General features: G+C 62.1%; 17 protein-coding genes and 1 pseudogene. All 18 read left to right on the top strand.

The window, feature by feature from the left end; all coding sequences use genetic code 11:
* Window positions 1–10: 10 nt before the first annotated feature.
* Window positions 11–427, top strand: a complete 417-nt coding sequence (locus AOT87_RS28735) for a hypothetical protein (RefSeq protein ID WP_131727596.1) — start codon at window positions 11–13, stop codon at window positions 425–427.
* Entirely contained in the window at window positions 424–699 is a 276-nt protein-coding gene (locus tag AOT87_RS17725; RefSeq protein WP_057970165.1) for a hypothetical protein, read from the top strand. The genes AOT87_RS28735 and AOT87_RS17725 overlap by 4 nt, the downstream gene beginning before the upstream one ends.
* On the top strand, window positions 696–1,166 hold the full coding sequence (locus AOT87_RS17720) for a hypothetical protein (protein ID WP_057970164.1): 471 nt from the start codon (window positions 696–698) through the stop codon (window positions 1,164–1,166). Before AOT87_RS17725 ends, AOT87_RS17720 begins: the two co-directional genes overlap by 4 nt.
* Window positions 1,167–1,260: 94 nt before the next feature.
* Window positions 1,261–3,222, top strand: coding sequence for a helicase associated domain-containing protein (locus AOT87_RS17715; RefSeq protein WP_057970163.1), 1,962 nt, complete (start codon window positions 1,261–1,263; stop codon window positions 3,220–3,222).
* Window positions 3,223–3,753: 531 nt separating this feature from the next.
* Window positions 3,754–4,434, top strand: coding sequence for a hypothetical protein (locus AOT87_RS17710; protein WP_057970162.1), 681 nt, complete (start codon window positions 3,754–3,756; stop codon window positions 4,432–4,434).
* Window positions 4,431–4,568, top strand: coding sequence for a hypothetical protein (locus AOT87_RS28870; RefSeq protein WP_157859021.1), 138 nt, complete (start codon window positions 4,431–4,433; stop codon window positions 4,566–4,568). Before AOT87_RS17710 ends, AOT87_RS28870 begins: the two co-directional genes overlap by 4 nt.
* Window positions 4,569–4,615: 47 nt before the next feature.
* Window positions 4,616–6,556, top strand: coding sequence for a DNA cytosine methyltransferase (locus tag AOT87_RS17705; RefSeq protein WP_057970161.1), 1,941 nt, complete (start codon window positions 4,616–4,618; stop codon window positions 6,554–6,556).
* An 8-nt stretch (window positions 6,557–6,564) separates the two neighbouring features.
* Window positions 6,565–6,963 (top strand): hypothetical protein, encoded by a 399-nt coding sequence (locus AOT87_RS17700; RefSeq protein WP_131727594.1) that lies wholly within the window; start codon window positions 6,565–6,567, stop codon window positions 6,961–6,963.
* Between the two features lie 34 nt (window positions 6,964–6,997).
* Complete coding sequence (locus AOT87_RS17695; RefSeq protein ID WP_131727593.1) at window positions 6,998–7,483, top strand: hypothetical protein; 486 nt, start codon at window positions 6,998–7,000, stop codon at window positions 7,481–7,483.
* Window positions 7,483–8,496 (top strand): phage Gp37/Gp68 family protein, encoded by a 1,014-nt coding sequence (locus AOT87_RS17690; RefSeq protein WP_057970158.1) that lies wholly within the window; start codon window positions 7,483–7,485, stop codon window positions 8,494–8,496. Before AOT87_RS17695 ends, AOT87_RS17690 begins: the two co-directional genes overlap by 1 nt.
* Window positions 8,496–8,843: a hypothetical protein gene (locus AOT87_RS29395; RefSeq protein ID WP_240483295.1), complete on the top strand. Its 348-nt coding sequence runs from the start codon at window positions 8,496–8,498 to the stop codon at window positions 8,841–8,843. Before AOT87_RS17690 ends, AOT87_RS29395 begins: the two co-directional genes overlap by 1 nt.
* Window positions 8,844–9,129: 286 nt before the next feature.
* Entirely contained in the window at window positions 9,130–9,459 is a 330-nt protein-coding gene (locus tag AOT87_RS28730; RefSeq protein WP_131727592.1) for a hypothetical protein, read from the top strand.
* Window positions 9,460–10,427: 968 nt separating this feature from the next.
* Window positions 10,428–10,871, top strand: a complete 444-nt coding sequence (locus tag AOT87_RS17675) for a hypothetical protein (RefSeq protein ID WP_131727648.1) — start codon at window positions 10,428–10,430, stop codon at window positions 10,869–10,871.
* A 17-nt stretch (window positions 10,872–10,888) separates the two neighbouring features.
* Complete coding sequence (locus AOT87_RS17670; RefSeq protein ID WP_131727590.1) at window positions 10,889–11,626, top strand: hypothetical protein; 738 nt, start codon at window positions 10,889–10,891, stop codon at window positions 11,624–11,626.
* Complete coding sequence (gene dnaB, locus AOT87_RS17665) at window positions 11,623–13,026, top strand: replicative DNA helicase (protein WP_057970154.1); 1,404 nt, start codon at window positions 11,623–11,625, stop codon at window positions 13,024–13,026. The genes AOT87_RS17670 and dnaB overlap by 4 nt, the downstream gene beginning before the upstream one ends.
* Window positions 13,027–13,167: 141 nt before the next feature.
* The gene (locus tag AOT87_RS29100; RefSeq protein ID WP_057970153.1) at window positions 13,168–13,653 is read left to right on the top strand and encodes a hypothetical protein; all 486 of its coding nucleotides are present in this window, start codon (window positions 13,168–13,170) and stop codon (window positions 13,651–13,653) included.
* 674 nt (window positions 13,654–14,327) lie between these two features.
* Window positions 14,328–15,824, top strand: a complete 1,497-nt coding sequence (locus AOT87_RS17655; protein WP_131727589.1) for a hypothetical protein — start codon at window positions 14,328–14,330, stop codon at window positions 15,822–15,824.
* Window positions 15,821–16,122: pseudogene (locus AOT87_RS17650) on the top strand (hypothetical protein); the annotation flags it as partial. The gene AOT87_RS17655 and the pseudogene AOT87_RS17650, both read left to right, overlap by 4 nt.

Below are 16,122 nucleotides of genomic sequence, written 5' to 3'. Positions count from 1 at the left end.
CACACCAACCATGACTTCGACAATCCCTCACGACAATGTCGTCCAACGAGTCTCGCTCGGTCACCTTCACCCGCCAGCAACCGAAGAAGCATTCAGCGACCCGCACGCTCAAACGCCCCGGCGCAGGACTCGTATTGCGATCACAGAGCGTGAAGTCTCCGTCGGCCTCGACGTCCCCGACAACCAACACACCATGGCCTTTCATTGGCTCAAGCCTGATGGCCCGCAGATTCGCGTTACCCGGATCAAGGTGACATGGATCTACAAGGCTGGGCGATCAGATGTGACCTACAGAATCTCGGGGCCACGCATTCTGGCCGACGGCTCCGAAGGCAACGATCTAGCCGGCACCGGCCATTCCCAGAACCCTCCCCGCTGGCTCGCCGATCTCGTCGGTGTGCACACCCCGGACTGGTTCCGATCATGAACCTTCCTGAACACGGCAGCGGCGACGCTCTGCAGTTCGTGCACGTTGTCTACGACCAAGTCCCCCCGAGTCAATCGACAGCACAGGCCATTTGCGGGTGCCTGTGGTCCGGGCCCCAGCGCACCGGTACGGACTGCACGGCGATGGCGGCCACCGACGCCTACGCCCACCACTTGAGGGAGGGCCACATCGTCGTGCCCAACGTGCTCGACGGAATCAGCTGGCCGGCCGGCTCCACGGCAGCGCAGACATACAGGGCGGGGACGCGATGACGACCTCCCGGCACGTGCGCATCAGCGCATTGCGCGATCAGCTGCTGGCCGTCCTGCGCGACGCAACCGTACCAGTCAGCACTCTCTGGCTGGCGGCAGCGGCCATGCCCATTACAGAACTCATCTATCAGGGGAGCTGTGTGACGCTGCACGACTTCATCAAACCGTTCGGGTACCGGCTCGCCAGCTGCGATGGCAACGGTGAGCACCGCGTGGTCGCTCCCGCTAGCCCCCAAAACGTGTATCCGCACCTGCTTCGACTTGAAGCACTCGGGCTTGTGGAACGCACCCTCGGGCCCGATCACGACGAACTAGTCAGAGCTGCTAAGTCGCTGGGTATCCATCCGCCCAGCCGCCGACAGGTGTACTGGCGGGCCATCGCCCGCGACCTCGATCTCCGCGAGCACGAGCTGCTCGCCGCATTAGAGACGGATCTGCTGAACACAAACACCGAAGGACAGCCCTGATGCACTCACCGAACGGATTACACAGCAACACGACGCTTTTCATAAGCAGTCAGCTCTCTGCCGTGCACGTCCTGTACGAAGCAGGGCAATCGTGATGATCGAGCGACCGCTGCGACCGCACCAACAGTCGGCATTCAATGAGGCCGTCGACTACTTACAGGAGCACTCTCGGGTCACGATCTGCATGCCCTGCGGCACCGGGAAAACCCTACTGGGACAACGCCTAGCGCAGAACGAGGCACGGCACGGTCCATCAGCGATCTTGGTTCTCGTACCGTCGTTGACCCTTCTGGCGCAGACCATTCGTACCTGGGTTGAGCACAGCAGCCGCCCAATCAACGCCCTGGCTTTCTGCCATGACCGCAAGATCTCCACCGCTGACCTGCGTGTGCCGGTCACGGGCCTGTTGTCCGATTACGAGATCGCCGTAGTCACGGTCACCGATGAGGACATTCACAAAGAGATCTCCTGTGAATCCGACGCACCGATCGAGGTTAAGGCAGCGCTAGTCGATAGCCAGTTGGCTGCAACGCAGGTGGCCGTTGGTACTGCCATGTCAACCTATGACCTGTCGCGGATCATGGTGTTCCACAACAGAATCAACACGTCGCGCAAGTTCGCGAAGACACTACCGGCAATGCTAGATAGTTCTGCCTCGCAGACAGTGGATTCGATGCATCTGGATGCAAGCACGGACACTGAGGAACGCCATCGCTGCCTGCAGACGCTGGCAGATCCTGGCGACGGGCGGCGCGCCGTGCTGTCGAATGTGCGATGCCTGGGGGAAGGCATTGATGTCCCCGCACTCGACGCGATTGTGTTCGCGGCGCCGAGAACATCCACCATCGATATCACCCAGAGTGTGGGGCGGGCATTGCGTGTTGACCCGCAGCGGCCTGGCCGGGCCGTGATTGTGCTGCCGGTATTCATCGACGACAGCGTTGATCTGCTTGAGCAAGTGGGTAATTCGGCGTTTAAACACGTGTATCGGACCCTGCTGGCGTTGGCAGATCAGGACTCGGCGTTGGCCGGCGAACTTGAGGGCCGCAGGCCTCGCCGCGGCGGCCGCCGCGGCACTAGGGACGGCGATGAAGGTAAACCCGGTCGCATCTCGGTGATAACTGCCAGCGGAACACCGGCACCCGACGCGCTGCGTGCCGCACTGAACCTGCGCACTCTTAAGTTGCTCACCCCGGGCTGGGATTTCGGGTACCAGCAACTGCTGGCCTACGCCGAGTCTACCGGCAAATGCCCGCCCAACGCGTACATCACCGAAGCGGGATACCCGCTGGGCGCGTGGACCCGGGGGCAACGCCAGCGCCGAGAAGCCCTCACGTCTGAGCAGCGCGACAAACTTGAGGCGGTGCCCGGTTGGGCATGGAATCGATTCGACGCAGCCTGGAATGAATCCTATGGGCGGCTGGTGCAGTGGGCCGCCACTCACGGGGACGTCAAGATTCCCCGGGGATACCGCACCGCAAGCGGTTTCGAGTTCGGTCAATGGCCCGCCATCCAACGTCGCGAATACCGGGCCGGCACGCTGGATCCCGAACGGATCGCATTACTAGAAGCGCTTCCCGGGTGGAGCTGGAACCCGGCGCGAGACAGCTTTGACACCGGCTACGCGTATCTGGAGGCATTCCTCGCCGAGACAGGCTCGGCGAGCCCATCTCAGACCGAGGTGACCGCCGACGGATACAAGCTGGGCTTTTGGGTCCAAGCCCAACGCCGCGGATATCAACTCGGCAAGCTCGCCGCGGAACGCATCAGTGCTTTGGAAGCTTTGAAGGGCTGGACATGGAACGCGCGAGATGCGCGGTGGCTAGCCGGTTTTGCTCACCTCAAACGCTTCGCCGCGGCCCACGGTCATGTGCAGGTGCCTAAAAGTTACCGAACCTCTGGCGGCGATCTGCTCGGTTGCTGGGTCAGTAATCAGCGAGTCGCGAAAAGAGCAGGTCAGCTCAGCGACGAACGGGTAACCACCTTGGAATCCCTGCCGGGATGGACCTGGTGGGCGGACTACAACGCCCGACGCACCGAGCAGGTCGCCGTCTGACCACGCCGTGGACCAGGGAAACCGTTGACGCCAAAGAGAACACGAGAAACGAACGGGAAGGAATGAACTCAATTGTCGACTACACAAACCAACACAGGTGGCGGCGCTCATCCAGGCTGGCTCCTCATCATGGACAAAGGCCACGTCTACGAGTGGCACCGCCACGACCCCGCCCAGCACATCAGTTCCCCCGGGCGCAGCCTCGACGATGCCCTGTGGGCCTCGCTCGTGCCCAACGAGCAGGAACGAAATCTACGGCGAGCCCGCGGATGGTCCATTACACCCGGACCCGCGACTGCTCTCCACTCTCTGCGGGAACCAGTTAGCGAAGCTCTCGACGATGCCCGCACAACCGGCACTATCCAAGCGCACTCCCCGATCGCCGCAACCACCGCCACGGAGGACTTCGCGTTCCACGCTGTTTCGAACTCCTCAGGCGCCATTCAACGGCAGCACCGCGTACCGCAGCCACACGCGCAAGGCGCGTGAAAATCGTTATTTGACAACAGGAATTGACTGGAAGGGACAGAGATGATCAAGGGTAATGATCACATCGAACCGCAGTTTACTGATATCCCTGGTGTGCGACGCCAACCCAGCGATGCGATCCGCAAGGCCTACTGGTATGGCCTCCGACTGCACAACTACGGGTGGCTTGTTCATTCGCTTGAGTGCACCAGCCAGGGCGCGACAAGCACCGCCGAAGTTGTGCTGGAAACCCCCAGCCACCGCGTGATTATCTGCCGCTCCGATGGACGCACAAACATCGCCCAGGAGCTTCCCGATATGTTCGCGCTGGCAGTTCGATTGGTCGCGATCGACGCCGGCACGCGCGGCATCCGGACGCTGCGCACACAGCTTAGGTCCCTGCTGACCGAACACCGACGGTCAGGGCACCCCTCATGGCTACATGTGAGCCCGCTGCAGCTGGCACGTCAGGCTGCCTACGAACTGATCGACCAACACCACTGGACGCTCAGCGGCCTCGGGTCGGCTCTGGCGCAGGGCGGATTCATCGCCGATATCCCAGAAGACACCGTCGCGGTCTACCCGGCCGGGATGGCCCCAGATGGCACGCCGGCCGGTGCTCTCGCGCACGCCCTAGGCCATATCGCCGCTGATGAGCTGGCCCTGTTCGCCGAACAAATCAGCACCTATCAACAGCGCGTGCAGCAGATTCTCAACAACCCGCAACAGGGGAAGGCTGCATGACCGTCCTGCGTCTGGCAATACGAGACGTTGGCCATGCGCGGCTCGAAGCGATCCAAGTGGCTGCGATGGGGATCCGGTTCCTGGCCGATCTGACCCCGATAGGTGCCGGCCTGATGGTCAGGGATGTGGCATGACATCTAGCCCTCCGGTGGCGCGGTCATCGCGCCGTACTCGCCCGGCTATGCGCCGCAACAAGGTGGCCGAACACCGGCCCGCGGTGCGACGACGTCGTTTCGCGCACGACGCAGACACCGCACTTGATCTATTTTCCGGGTTTGGCGGACTCACCTTGGGTGCCGAGCGGGCTGGCTTCACCACGATCATGGCGGCCAACCACAACCACTACAAGGTTGAGGTTCATGAGGCGAACCATCCTCACGTCGAACACTGGATAGCCGATCTGGTCGACCCGGAATCTTCGGACTATCACGATGTGCGCGACTTGCCGGCCGCCGACCTGCTTATTGCCGGCGTGTCATGCGTCAATCACTCGAGCGCAAATACCAAAAAGGCTTACCGGCAAGGTCTTTCGCTATTCGATCTCGACGACCCCGAGTATGAAGCGAACGTCACCCGCTCCGAACGTGACCGCGCTACCGCGAACTGTGTGCTTCATTACGCCGCGGTGCACCACCCGCGCATGATTCTCGTCGAGTGCACTACAGAACTCCAATCGTGGGGACAACAAGTTCCTGGCAAGAAGTACGGCGATGGATCCACCTATCGGTGGTGGATCCGGCAGTTCGAAAAATTGGGCTACAAATACCGTGTCCTGTACCTGAATTCGATGTTCTTCGGTGTGCCTCAGTCTCGGGACCGGTATTACTTGGTGCTGTGGGACAAGCGGATCCCGACACCGGATTTGGAGCACCGGCCGCACTCGTGGTGTGGCTTTTGCGATCGTGTCGTCGAGGCGGTGTGGACGTGGAAGACAGGTGTGCCTCCCACGGGCGTCGTGCGGTACGGGACGCAGTACGTGTACCGGTGCCCGTCGTGCCGGGCGATGGTTATTCCGCCGATGACGCCTTCGTTGGAGGCGCTCGATCTGTCCAATCTCGGTACCCGAATTGGGGACCGGAAGAAGCCTCTGGCCCCGGCGACCATGGAGCGTGCGGAGCGGTGCCGGCAGAGGTTCGGCGAGTTTCCCGCGGTCCTGATGCCCGGGAAGGCCGAGCGGCACCCGTGGCAGCCGTTGGCGACGCAGACCAGTCAACAAGAGACTGCTGTTCTCTCGACCGGTGCAGTCATGGTCGCGGCGGGCAACAGTTTCGAGAGGCCCGGATCAAACTGCCGCAGTAGAGATTTCGGGCAGCCGTTGTGGACGCAGACCGGAACCAACGCTGTTGGGATGATCACTGCGCCGGTGGCGGTCGCTGGGCAGATCATGCCAGCTCATCGCCACAACGGAGACGGTAAGCACATCACTCAGCCGATGGACACCGTCACGAGTGTTCACGAGAAGTCGGTACTGCTGGCGGTCAACAACTATCAGGGTGCACCCCGAGGGGTTGATGAGCCGCTTCCCACCCAGGGGGGATCGGAAACTCTGAGTCTGATTTCCAGCGGTGTTGTGCCGTTCCGTAAGAACACGACGCCGACCACCCATGGCGAGTCGATGCCCACCGTTACAGCCGATCAGATTCCGGGACTGCTGACTGCGGCCGGCGTGATGAAGTACAACCAAGGCGCCGAGCGACGTGTCCATGGCGTCGATCGGCCCATGAAAACTGTTGTGGCGGACGGGGCGAGCCAAGCTCTGCTGTTCTCCGGATGGATCAATAACAACGGCTCGATCGATGAAGCCAAGTACCGGGCCCATCCGGTCAGTGATCCGCTCGGCACCGTGACGGCGCAAGACACCAAGTCCTTGCTCACCGCCCAGTGGCAGGAGACGCTGGCCGACCTCAAGTTGGAGGACTGCTACTTCCGCATGATGGCCTCCCATGAGGTTGGCCGAGGCTGCGGTTTCGACGTCAACTTCGCCGGCTACACCGGGACTTTCATCGTGTGGGGCAGCGAGCGTGACCAGGTCGACGGCTACGGCAACGCCGTCTCCCCGCAAGTCGGGGAGTGGATCGGCTTCCGGCTGCGGGCCGCGCTTCACGGCGAGGCAGTGGCATGAGCGCGCAGATGACGTTACCGACGTGCTGCCTGCCCGGGTGTGTGCAAGTTGTCGCCGAGTGGGGCGAAGCGTGTCAGACCTGTATCAGCGAGTGCGGCCATTTCCTGCAGCGGGTCAGTTCAGCGGCCGCCGGGTCACCGGAGCAGCTTGCCGAGGTCTTCGCTGAGCGGGACCGGGGCACCGGCGCCGCATACGCCGCGCAGGCCGAATCGGAAATCGCGTTAGGAAAGCTCGCCGGCAAGTACATCGACGGCGCGGGGCAGGCCATGAGTCCGTGGGTGGCGCAGGTGGCTTCGAATCAGGGTGTGCGCAAGGCGATGCAGGTGTGCTGGATGTCTGAGGAACGGCGCAGCTGCACTCATATCGGCGGCAGGTGGGAGTGCGACCGATGTCGGGACATCACGTGAACACCACAACAAATTCAAACAAGGAGGACGGGAAATGACTGTGTGCGAGGAGTTCGTCAAGACGGGGGAGGAGTACCTCGAGCAGCACCTGAAGCTACTCGCGGTCGACTACACGTTCCCGTTGTCGCCGTCAGATGCGTTGTCGCTGTATCACTTTCTGATCGACATGTTGCACAGCAATCCGCAGTCTGGGCATTTTCTGGCGCATCTGCTGACGGCCGCGACGGTGCGTCTTGCCAGCGATCACGCCGGTGACCCGGAGCAGGGTTCTTCCTGCGTGGGGTCTTCGGAGCACCGGGCGACATCGGCTCACGAAGCTCCGGAGTCGGGGCGGGGGTGCCTGTGCTGCCGAAACCTCGGTGTTCTTCCGGAAGCGACCATCAAGGGTCAGCCTGTCGGGATCCCCGGGATGGTCGACGGTGATGCCATCTTGCAGTGCTGCGAGGAATGCGTCGGCGCCTTGGCGTTCGGCGGAACCCACCCGCATGAACTCGATCCCTCTATCGCCCGGGGGCGATGATGGGCGACAAGACACGCATCGAATGGGCCGATGCCACGTGGTCACCAGTGACCGGCTGCACCCGGATCAGTGACGGCTGCCTGAACTGCTACATCGAACGATCGACACCAATTCGTGTTGCGGGCCGAAAGTTTGACGGTGAAGGCATCGGGTCGAGTCTGGCGGTACAACTCCACCCGAATCGTCTGGACTGGCCGCTCAGAAAGCGCGACGGGAAGAAGATCTTCGTCTGCTCACAAGCCGACTTGTTCCACGACGACGTGCCCGACGAGTACATCGCACGCGTGTTCGCGGTGATGGCGGAAGCTCCACGGCATACCTTCCAGGTACTCACCAAGCGCCACGGCCGCATGCGGTCCCTGCTATCTGTGCCCGAGTGGCCACGGATTCTCCAGATCGCAAGGGACAATATGCATTCGGAGTGGGATCCTCGGTGGGACGACGATGCGGTCTCGGATTGGTACACATGGCCGCTGCCCAACGTTTGGTTGGGCGTGAGCACCGAGGACCAGAAGCACGCTGACCTCCGTATCCCGGCACTGCTGGACACCCCGGCCGCTGTGCGATGGATCAGCGCCGAGCCACTACTCGGGCCCATCGACTTGATCCAACACTTTGGCAGCGGGCCAGCGTTCGGCAATCCTGCCGCACTCGATTGGGTTGTCGCCGGTGGCGAATCTGGGCCTAGGGCAAGGCCAATGCACCCAGACTGGGCACGGTCCCTTCGCGATCAATGCGTCGAGGCCGTTGTGCCATTCCAGTTCAAGCAATGGGGCCAATGGGCGCCCGGATTCTCACACGGCGAAGGCGAGAACGGACCCGGCGATACATTCGTCAACCTCGACGGCACCACCGGACACGTCTGGATCGATGAAGAGGACTGCTCCGTTCGCAATTGGTGTGGCGACTGGAATGAGAACTCTCATGCGATGACGCGGTGCGCCAGTAAGAAGCGCGCCGGGCGCGAGCTCGACGGGCGTATCTGGGATCAATTTCCTGAGGCGGTGGCGTGATGCCGCGTCTGATGTCGGTGTCGCTTACTGAGGACGCCGTGGTGGCACGGACGAAGACCGTGACGCGGCGGATGGGTTGGCTCGACCTGAAGCCTGGCGATCGGCTGACTCTCTGCCGAAAGGTGATGGGCCGCAAACACGGGGAACCACTGGTGCGGCTCGTCGACGTGGAAGTGGTGTCCGTCTGCCGGCAGCAGTTGAACACCATCACCAGGGAAGACGTCGCCCGAGAGGGGTTCGCCGGCTGGACTACTCGGCGATTCGTCAAGTTCTTCTGTGACTCTCATGGCGGTTGTGATCCATGGAGCGAGGTCACTCGGATCGAGTGGCGGTACCTCGATGCTTGAACCGATCCGGCCGCCGGTACCTGCGACATGTGAGCACCGGCCCACCACCGGCGGCGTGGTTATTCCATGGGCAAACGTCCAGCTCGCCGATGGGGGCGTTGATTTCCGGTCCCAACACGAAAGCCGGGTCCAACAGTGCTGGCGTAACTATCTCTGCCAGCTGTGCGGCCAACCGATCGGACGTCCGGTCGTGTTGTTCGGAGGACCTAGACAGGTTGGCGCCCTCCAGTTCGACGAACCACCGCTGCATCCTGAGTGCGCCGTCTACGCATCGCAGGCGTGCCCCATGGTGGCTGGTCGGCTTGACCGATACGCCAGCCGCGCCGTCGCCGCCAACGGCCACCGCGGTACTACCTGCCCCAATCCTGAATGCGATTGCAAGGGATGGGTTCCCACGCCGGGTCTGACCGCCGCGCCGGGCGGTGAGCCTGCGCATGACTGGTACGCCGTTTATGTATCTGGCTATGCGCTCGGCGTCACGGCGGATCAGCCCGATCGTGTCCGGGTTGCGGTCGTGGCGCCCGAGCAAGTTCTCGCGGTGCGGCACGTGTCGACGCCTGGCGGCGGGAGGACCTGGAAACGAACGAGGCTCGATGAGGTAGTCGTTAGTGCCTGACTTGGAGTTGTGCCCAATCGAATTCGCGGAAGCGCGCGCGTTCATTATCGGCATCACCGCGATGACTAGGCGGCGATTCTGTGTGACCTGGCTGCTCGTTGTCCGGGTTGCGTTGGGGGAGTGCATGTATCGGTTCGGGGGGTGGTTCTTTGGCTAGCTAAATACGCGCGTATTGAGTTGCGCTGCACCAGCTTTTTGGGGTGATTGGCGCGTTGCCTGATCTGTGATCGTGGCGGCGGGTGGTCCGTCGCTTGGTTTTTGTACCCATATTGAAGGAAGAGGCGACTTTGCTGAGTCGAACTCGGGGTAGTGCTTACCCTCAGGAAGGTCAACAAATCCCGTTGACGCAGGCCTTAAATAGCGGATCTACCAGCGGTGATGGTTACCAGCGTGGGTCGGTCGGCGGCCGCGGGGATGCCCCTCGGCCAGGTTCGCTGGCCCGGTGGATTCGGGTGCACGCCAGCGTGCCGGCGACAGTGCCAATGGTTTCGCGGGTCCGGTGGATCGAGGCGTTGAATCGATGGGTTTCCTGCGGTTGTGGTCAGGAAGCTTTGGGTCAATTCCATGTCCGTGTCGACCGATTTGTGCGGATCTCCGAGGCGATGGCGCGACATGCGCACGGAGGGACCGGACGGAACATAGCGGTGACTAATGGGCGGTTGGCGCAGGAATCTGGGTTCTCTGAGTCGAGTGTGACGATTGTGCGTCGGATTCTGTTGTCGGCCGGCTGGTTACATCAATCGGCGGCGGGCTGCTCCAGCCGCACCGGACGGTCGAATCGTCCGAACATCGTCCATCTGACGACACCTCGGCCTGTGGATAAACAACAACATAGCGACGGGGCTGGCCGCTGCGTTTGCGACCCTCTCCGTAGTTCTCAGGTGAGTAATACATCTCAAGTTTCGAATAAACCTAAAGCGCGCCGACGCGCGCTGCGGCACGCTGCGCCGAAGAAGAAGGATCCGGCGGTGCGGCAGCGGTGGACAGTGGCCTACCGGCTCGCTGATGACTTGATTGGCCGCACGGTGGGTCTCGGCGGTGCGCGGGGTCCTGTGGCGGCGGCGTTGATGTTCAGCCATCTGCGGTTGGAGGCGTGGTCAGCGGCGGGTTTGAAATCGGCGTTGGATGTGGCGGCAGTGCGCAGCCGGCGGAACTGGCCAAGCGATCAGATGCGGCGGCCGGGCGGATTTGTGGCCTGGCGTCTTCGCGAGCTGCCTGTTGAGCCGGAGACATCCGCTAGGACTGCCCTGTTTGTGCCGCAGGGTCCGGCGCCGGCGACCGGGCAGGGCCGGGTGCGGGCGTTGGCCAGCATGCGTGAGCTTTTCGCGCGACGCAAGTCCGAAAAGGCATTGAAGAGGGGTGTTGAGGTGCGCTGCGAGGGAAGAGGTTTCACCTATGTCGATCTCAGTTAAGCGTTTGGGGGTGCGTCGTGGGTACTGATGTGAAACGAATCATGGGCCAGCGTCGCTGGCTGTTGGAGACGATCGCTGACGACCGGCTGGACAAGGATTTGAAGCTGCTGGTGTTGTGCACCGCGGCGTACATCACTGAGCATCGTGATCGGGGTACGCGTGCACGGCAAGGTGAGCCGTGGTTAGCGGCCGTGGGGGCGATGGTGATGCCCGGTGAGACTGCTGCGCGGCAGCGGGCGTGGATCGGGCGAGTGATTTCCTCGGACGCTCCGCGGTATGTGCCGATGAAACGCGCTGCGGGTGCGGGGTGTGTGTTCGTGCGCGCTGACGGGCAGCTGTGCGGCAAGAAGGTGATCCGGGAAGCGATCGATCGGCATCCGATCACCGGGGAGGGCCGTGAGGTTGCGTATTGCAGTGGGCATTGGTCCCATGAACTCAGTTGGGGTTTGGAGCAAAAGGCTAAAGCCTGGGTGGCTAATGGACAGCCCGAGCCAGAACCGAACACGGGTGGACTTCTAGGGCAGTATCTGCGGTTCGAGGGCAGTGGCCGGTGGGGCTGGAGCTTCTACTACAGCTGGGCGCAGTATCCGCAGAGGCGTATCGGCTCGGACGAGCCCGATTCTGATGTGTCGGTGAGCGCGTCTGGCACCGAGAGTGAACACCCCCAGGCGCAATCCGTTGATTCGGTGCCAGTGCGGCCGATACTACGAGTGGTTCCCGCCGGTTCATCCGCAGACGGGAGTTCACGGCCATGACGGTACAAGCAGAACGTTCCGCGGCCGCCGAGTCTGGTGCGCTCAATGCTGCAGAGTACGGGCGGCAGCCTCCGCAGGCGATCGAGGCCGAGCAGTCCGTGCTGGGCGGGATGCTGCTGTCCAAGGACGCCATCGCCGACGTCTTGGAGAAGCTGCGGCCCCACGATTTCTATCGGCCCAACCACCAGAGCGTGTACGAGGCGATCCTGGATCTGTACGGCAGGGGAGAGCCGGCCGATGCGGTGACGGTGGCCGCCGAGCTGGACCGGCGTGGGCAGCTGCGTCGAGTGGGCGGTGCGCCGTATCTGCACACGCTGATCTCGACGGTGCCGACGGCCGCCAACGCTGGGTACTACGCCGGGATCGTGGCCGAGAAGGCGCTGTTGCGCCGCCTGGTGGAGGCCGGGACCCGCGTGGTGCAGTACGGGTACGCCGGGGCCGAGGGCGCCGATGTGGCCGAGGTGGTGGATCGGGCGCAGGCCGAGGTCTACGACGTGACCGACCGTCGGATGTCGGAAGACTATGTGCCGCTCGAAGAGCTGTTGCAGCCCACGATGGACGACCTGGATATGATCGCTTCCAACGGTGGAATGTCGCGCGGCGTGCCCACCGGGTTTCATGACCTCGATGAGGTCACCAATGGCCTGCACCCAGATCAGATGATCATCGTCGCGGCCAGACCCGGTTCAGGGAAATCGACTCTGGCACTTGATTTTTTGCGTTCCTGCTCCATCAAACACGAGATGCCGTCGATCATCTTCTCTCTGGAGATGTCGAAATCGGAAATCGTGATGCGGCTGCTGTCGGCCGAGGCGAATATCAAGCTGGCCGATATGCGTTCGGGCCGGATGAGCGATGACGACTGGACCAAGCTGGCCAGGAAGATGGGTGAAGTCAGCGAGTCGCCGCTGTACATCGACGACTCCGCGAACCTGACGATGATGGAGATCCGGGCCAAGGCCCGTCGACTGCATCACAAGGTCGGGCTCAAGATGATCGTGGTGGACTACCTGCAGTTGATGAGCTCGGGCAAGAAGTACGAGTCGCGGCAACAAGAAGTGTCGGATTTGTCGCGGAGCCTGAAGCTGTTGGCCAAGGAGCTGCACGTGCCGGTGGTCGCGATCAGCCAACTCAACCGAGGCCCGGAGCAGCGCACCGACAAGCGCCCCCAGGTGTCGGACCTTCGCGAATCCGGCTCGCTGGAAGCCGACGCCGACATGGTCATTCTGATCCACCGGCCAGAACAATATGAGCGAAACAGCCCGCGCGCCGGAGAGGCCGATCTAATCGTGGGCAAGCACAGAAACGGTCCGCTCGCCGAAATTACCGTGGCGTCAAGGCTCTCGGTATCAAAATTCTCGTCGATGCCACGAGCCTATTCAGGGGCTACTAGCTACTAATTGCATCTAAGTCCAACGCTTGATCCGGTCAAGGGGACACGGCGTGTTCAGCCCTTGACCGGATCAAGGGAATGGAGAGAAGATGAGGACACGAAGACCGGCGCTGAATGCGTGCGGTGACACGACGGAAGGCGGCTCGCAGTGACCAACGCCTGGATGGCCGAAGTACTCTGTTGTGCGCCGAAATTGACCGACGAGATGTTGGCGGCGGTCAGATCTGCCGTGCATGACGCCTTCTATGAACCCGATTCTGGCAGGCTGATCGTCGTTCTGGAGCTGGTCGCGGCGACCCCCCGTGCCGCGGCGATTGACGTGTTCAGAACCGTTGGCGCTCTTGCCGTGCGTCCGATCGGGTTACTGCGTCTGCTGCCGACCGATGAATACCAGCGCGAGACGGAAAACCCCGCTCGCCTTGATCTCTGCGGGACTATCGAGGCCGCCGAGATCCTGAAAGTTGCCCCACAACGTGTGGTGCAGTTGGCAGACGAGAACCCGGAATTTCCACCCGCCGTGGCCGTCTTGAAGCGCGGAAGGGTATGGATGACAAAAGGTATTCACCGGTTTAACGAGCAACGCCGCACGCCGGGGCGGCGGCGAGCCACAGCAAGTGATGACACGCTGCCATGACCCCTCAAATATGTCTGCTCGGTCTGCGCCGGGTTATGAGCAACAGTGAAGCAGGACAACATGTTAGGACTGAGTAGATGAGTGATCAGCCGGACCGGGGCTGCGTGGCTGCCATCGCCGGCGCGCCGGTAGGGACTGCCGTGAACGAGAGAATGCCCCGGTGAGTCGAGCACCGAGGCATTCCGTTGACCGAAGCAATTCGAGGGGATTCAGCCGTGACCAATGATAATCCGATTGCCGGCAGATCATGGGAAGAATCGGTAAGGCTGCTCATCGCAGATGGGCAGATCCGACGGATCCACTCCAGCGATCACGGCGATGACGCTGTCGCGATCGCGCAAACCTACTCAGACCCTGCTGGCACGGTGTCTGCCTGGAAGCGTGAACGGGTTATCGCTGCTCTCGGCACCGCGATACCTGGTGACTTCCCGCGTGCTGACTTCGAGCTGAGCGGGGAGGGCCGCGACGTCGTCGAGGGCTGGCTCCCCGAGACCGTCCACCGATACCAGGCTGCTATTGCAGCAGCCGAAGCCCCGACTGAGCTCGGTGAGACCGAAGAACTCACCAAGCAGGCGCCGTCGGCCGCAGTTGGTGCCTGCAAGTCCGAAGTTGACGATGAGTATGCGCCCTGGAAAGCCGGATCACGGCAGTGGGATGACCTGACACCAACGAGGGTGGACCGCCGAATTCTGATCGCACACAGCAGAGGGATCATCACCCCGTCCGGCAAAGTTCTCGCCGGCCCCTTATCTAAGCCTGAGGATCTTGCGCAGCTGGTCGTCGTGACCTGCGCCGAAGGCTGGGGGTTGCGCCCGGTTCCCTTGCATGGTGACGTGCAGCGCGTTCAGGTATGGATTACGCCAGAAGCATTGCAGGCCACAGGGTTCACACCGCAAATGACTGCGAGTCTGAACAAGAAGAAGCTGGAGTCAGTGGTCGGCGAGTTCTTCGGCGCCGATGTCAGCTTCTCCTTATCTGGATGGTTCACCTGCAAGTTCCCGGCGGCCGGAGGCAAGCCGGCACGAGAAGCAGAAATCGTGCTGATGCCGCTCATGCATCTGGACCCATCTAAAGCCCGTCCTGCCGACCGCGGAATATTGGGTATCGAGGGGACGAAAACGTTTGTGCCCGATGATGAAACCGAGATCGTTCATCTTGTGGCGGATCGCATGATCTGGCTATTCGAAGCAGACGAGTCACTCCCCGGCCCCCGCTGGTCACAGATTGGGGCGCACCAAGCGAGCCGTGCATTGGAGAAGGTAAAGCCTGACCCCAAGAACAAAACCGAACGTGTTCTGGTGAAATCGCCGCTGCCGGAGGAGATTGGCCGAAACGGAATCATACCCTCGCAGTGGTGGCCGGACGATTGGACCAATCCGCGATTCGCCGAAGGCCAACGCCTTGAAGCACTCGAACGAGGCGCTCGCGATTTTGAGATCGACCAACAGTCTGCCTACCTTCCATCAGCTAGCGGGCTCTATCTTGGATATGGACCTGCGCAATGGGTGGATCCTGAACCCCGAATCCTCGCCGCCGAACAACCTCCTTTCGGGGTATTCGAGGTGGTGACCCCTCCCGCTTCGACTTTGCGCAATGGACTGACCGACCAACTTCCTTTGCCGCATCCGGCGATGAGATGGGATGAACCGGCACGGTTTTGGGCGACAACCGCCGACATTCACCAGTTGCTGGATGCGGTCAGCACCGGTGGCGCCGGACTGACCATAAACGACATTGAACTGCACCGGGCCTGGGTATGGCCGGAGCAACACCAGTGGCTGCGCACCTTCGCCGACCGCATCCGTGACCGTCTTGTTGACGCCCGCGCTCTAGGCCGCGACGACTACGTGGATTTTTTGAAGGCGACATACACCGCGTTCTTTGGACGTATGTCGTCGGTAAGTGCCGATGGAGCCTGGAAATATCCCTGGGAGAAATTCCAGCAACCGGCCTGGTATGCCGCGATCGAAGCCGTGACCCGCCACCGCGCCATGCGCCATGCGGTCCGCATCGCCCGAGACCACGGCGTCTATCCGTATCACGTCTACCGTGACGCGTGGTACTACTGCCTGCCCGCCAAAGCTGACCCGACGATCCTGGAGACACCACTCAAGAGCGGCAAACGTAACAATGGCGCCTACCGGATCAAGCCGCCGGCCGTCGACGAATGAAGTTCTGGTCGGTGGCCCCCGAGCCCAAACCCGAACGCGGTTTCGCCGCGGCGATGAACGACCTCATCGCGCGAAAGCAACGTGAGCTCGCGCCCAAATGGGACAACTTGCCTGAACGGCAGCGGAGAAGCAAAGCGCGGGAACGAGCCTTGTCTGAAATGGCGCGCCGCATCGAAGCCCGCACCGGCCGGCGCTACGCTCCCTCAACCCTGGCCCGCAAGGCGGCAAAGGATCAACTCCCGGGAGCGGTCGACGATCAATGGCTGGTGCGCTGGGCACAGGTGGACAGAGCAGGTTC

The sequence above is a fragment of the Mycobacteroides sp. H003 genome, from assembly GCF_001440135.1.
In the GTDB taxonomy this organism is placed as follows: domain Bacteria; phylum Actinomycetota; class Actinomycetes; order Mycobacteriales; family Mycobacteriaceae; genus Mycobacterium; species Mycobacterium gwanakae.
This window is presented reverse-complemented; position numbering and strand designations above follow the sequence as displayed.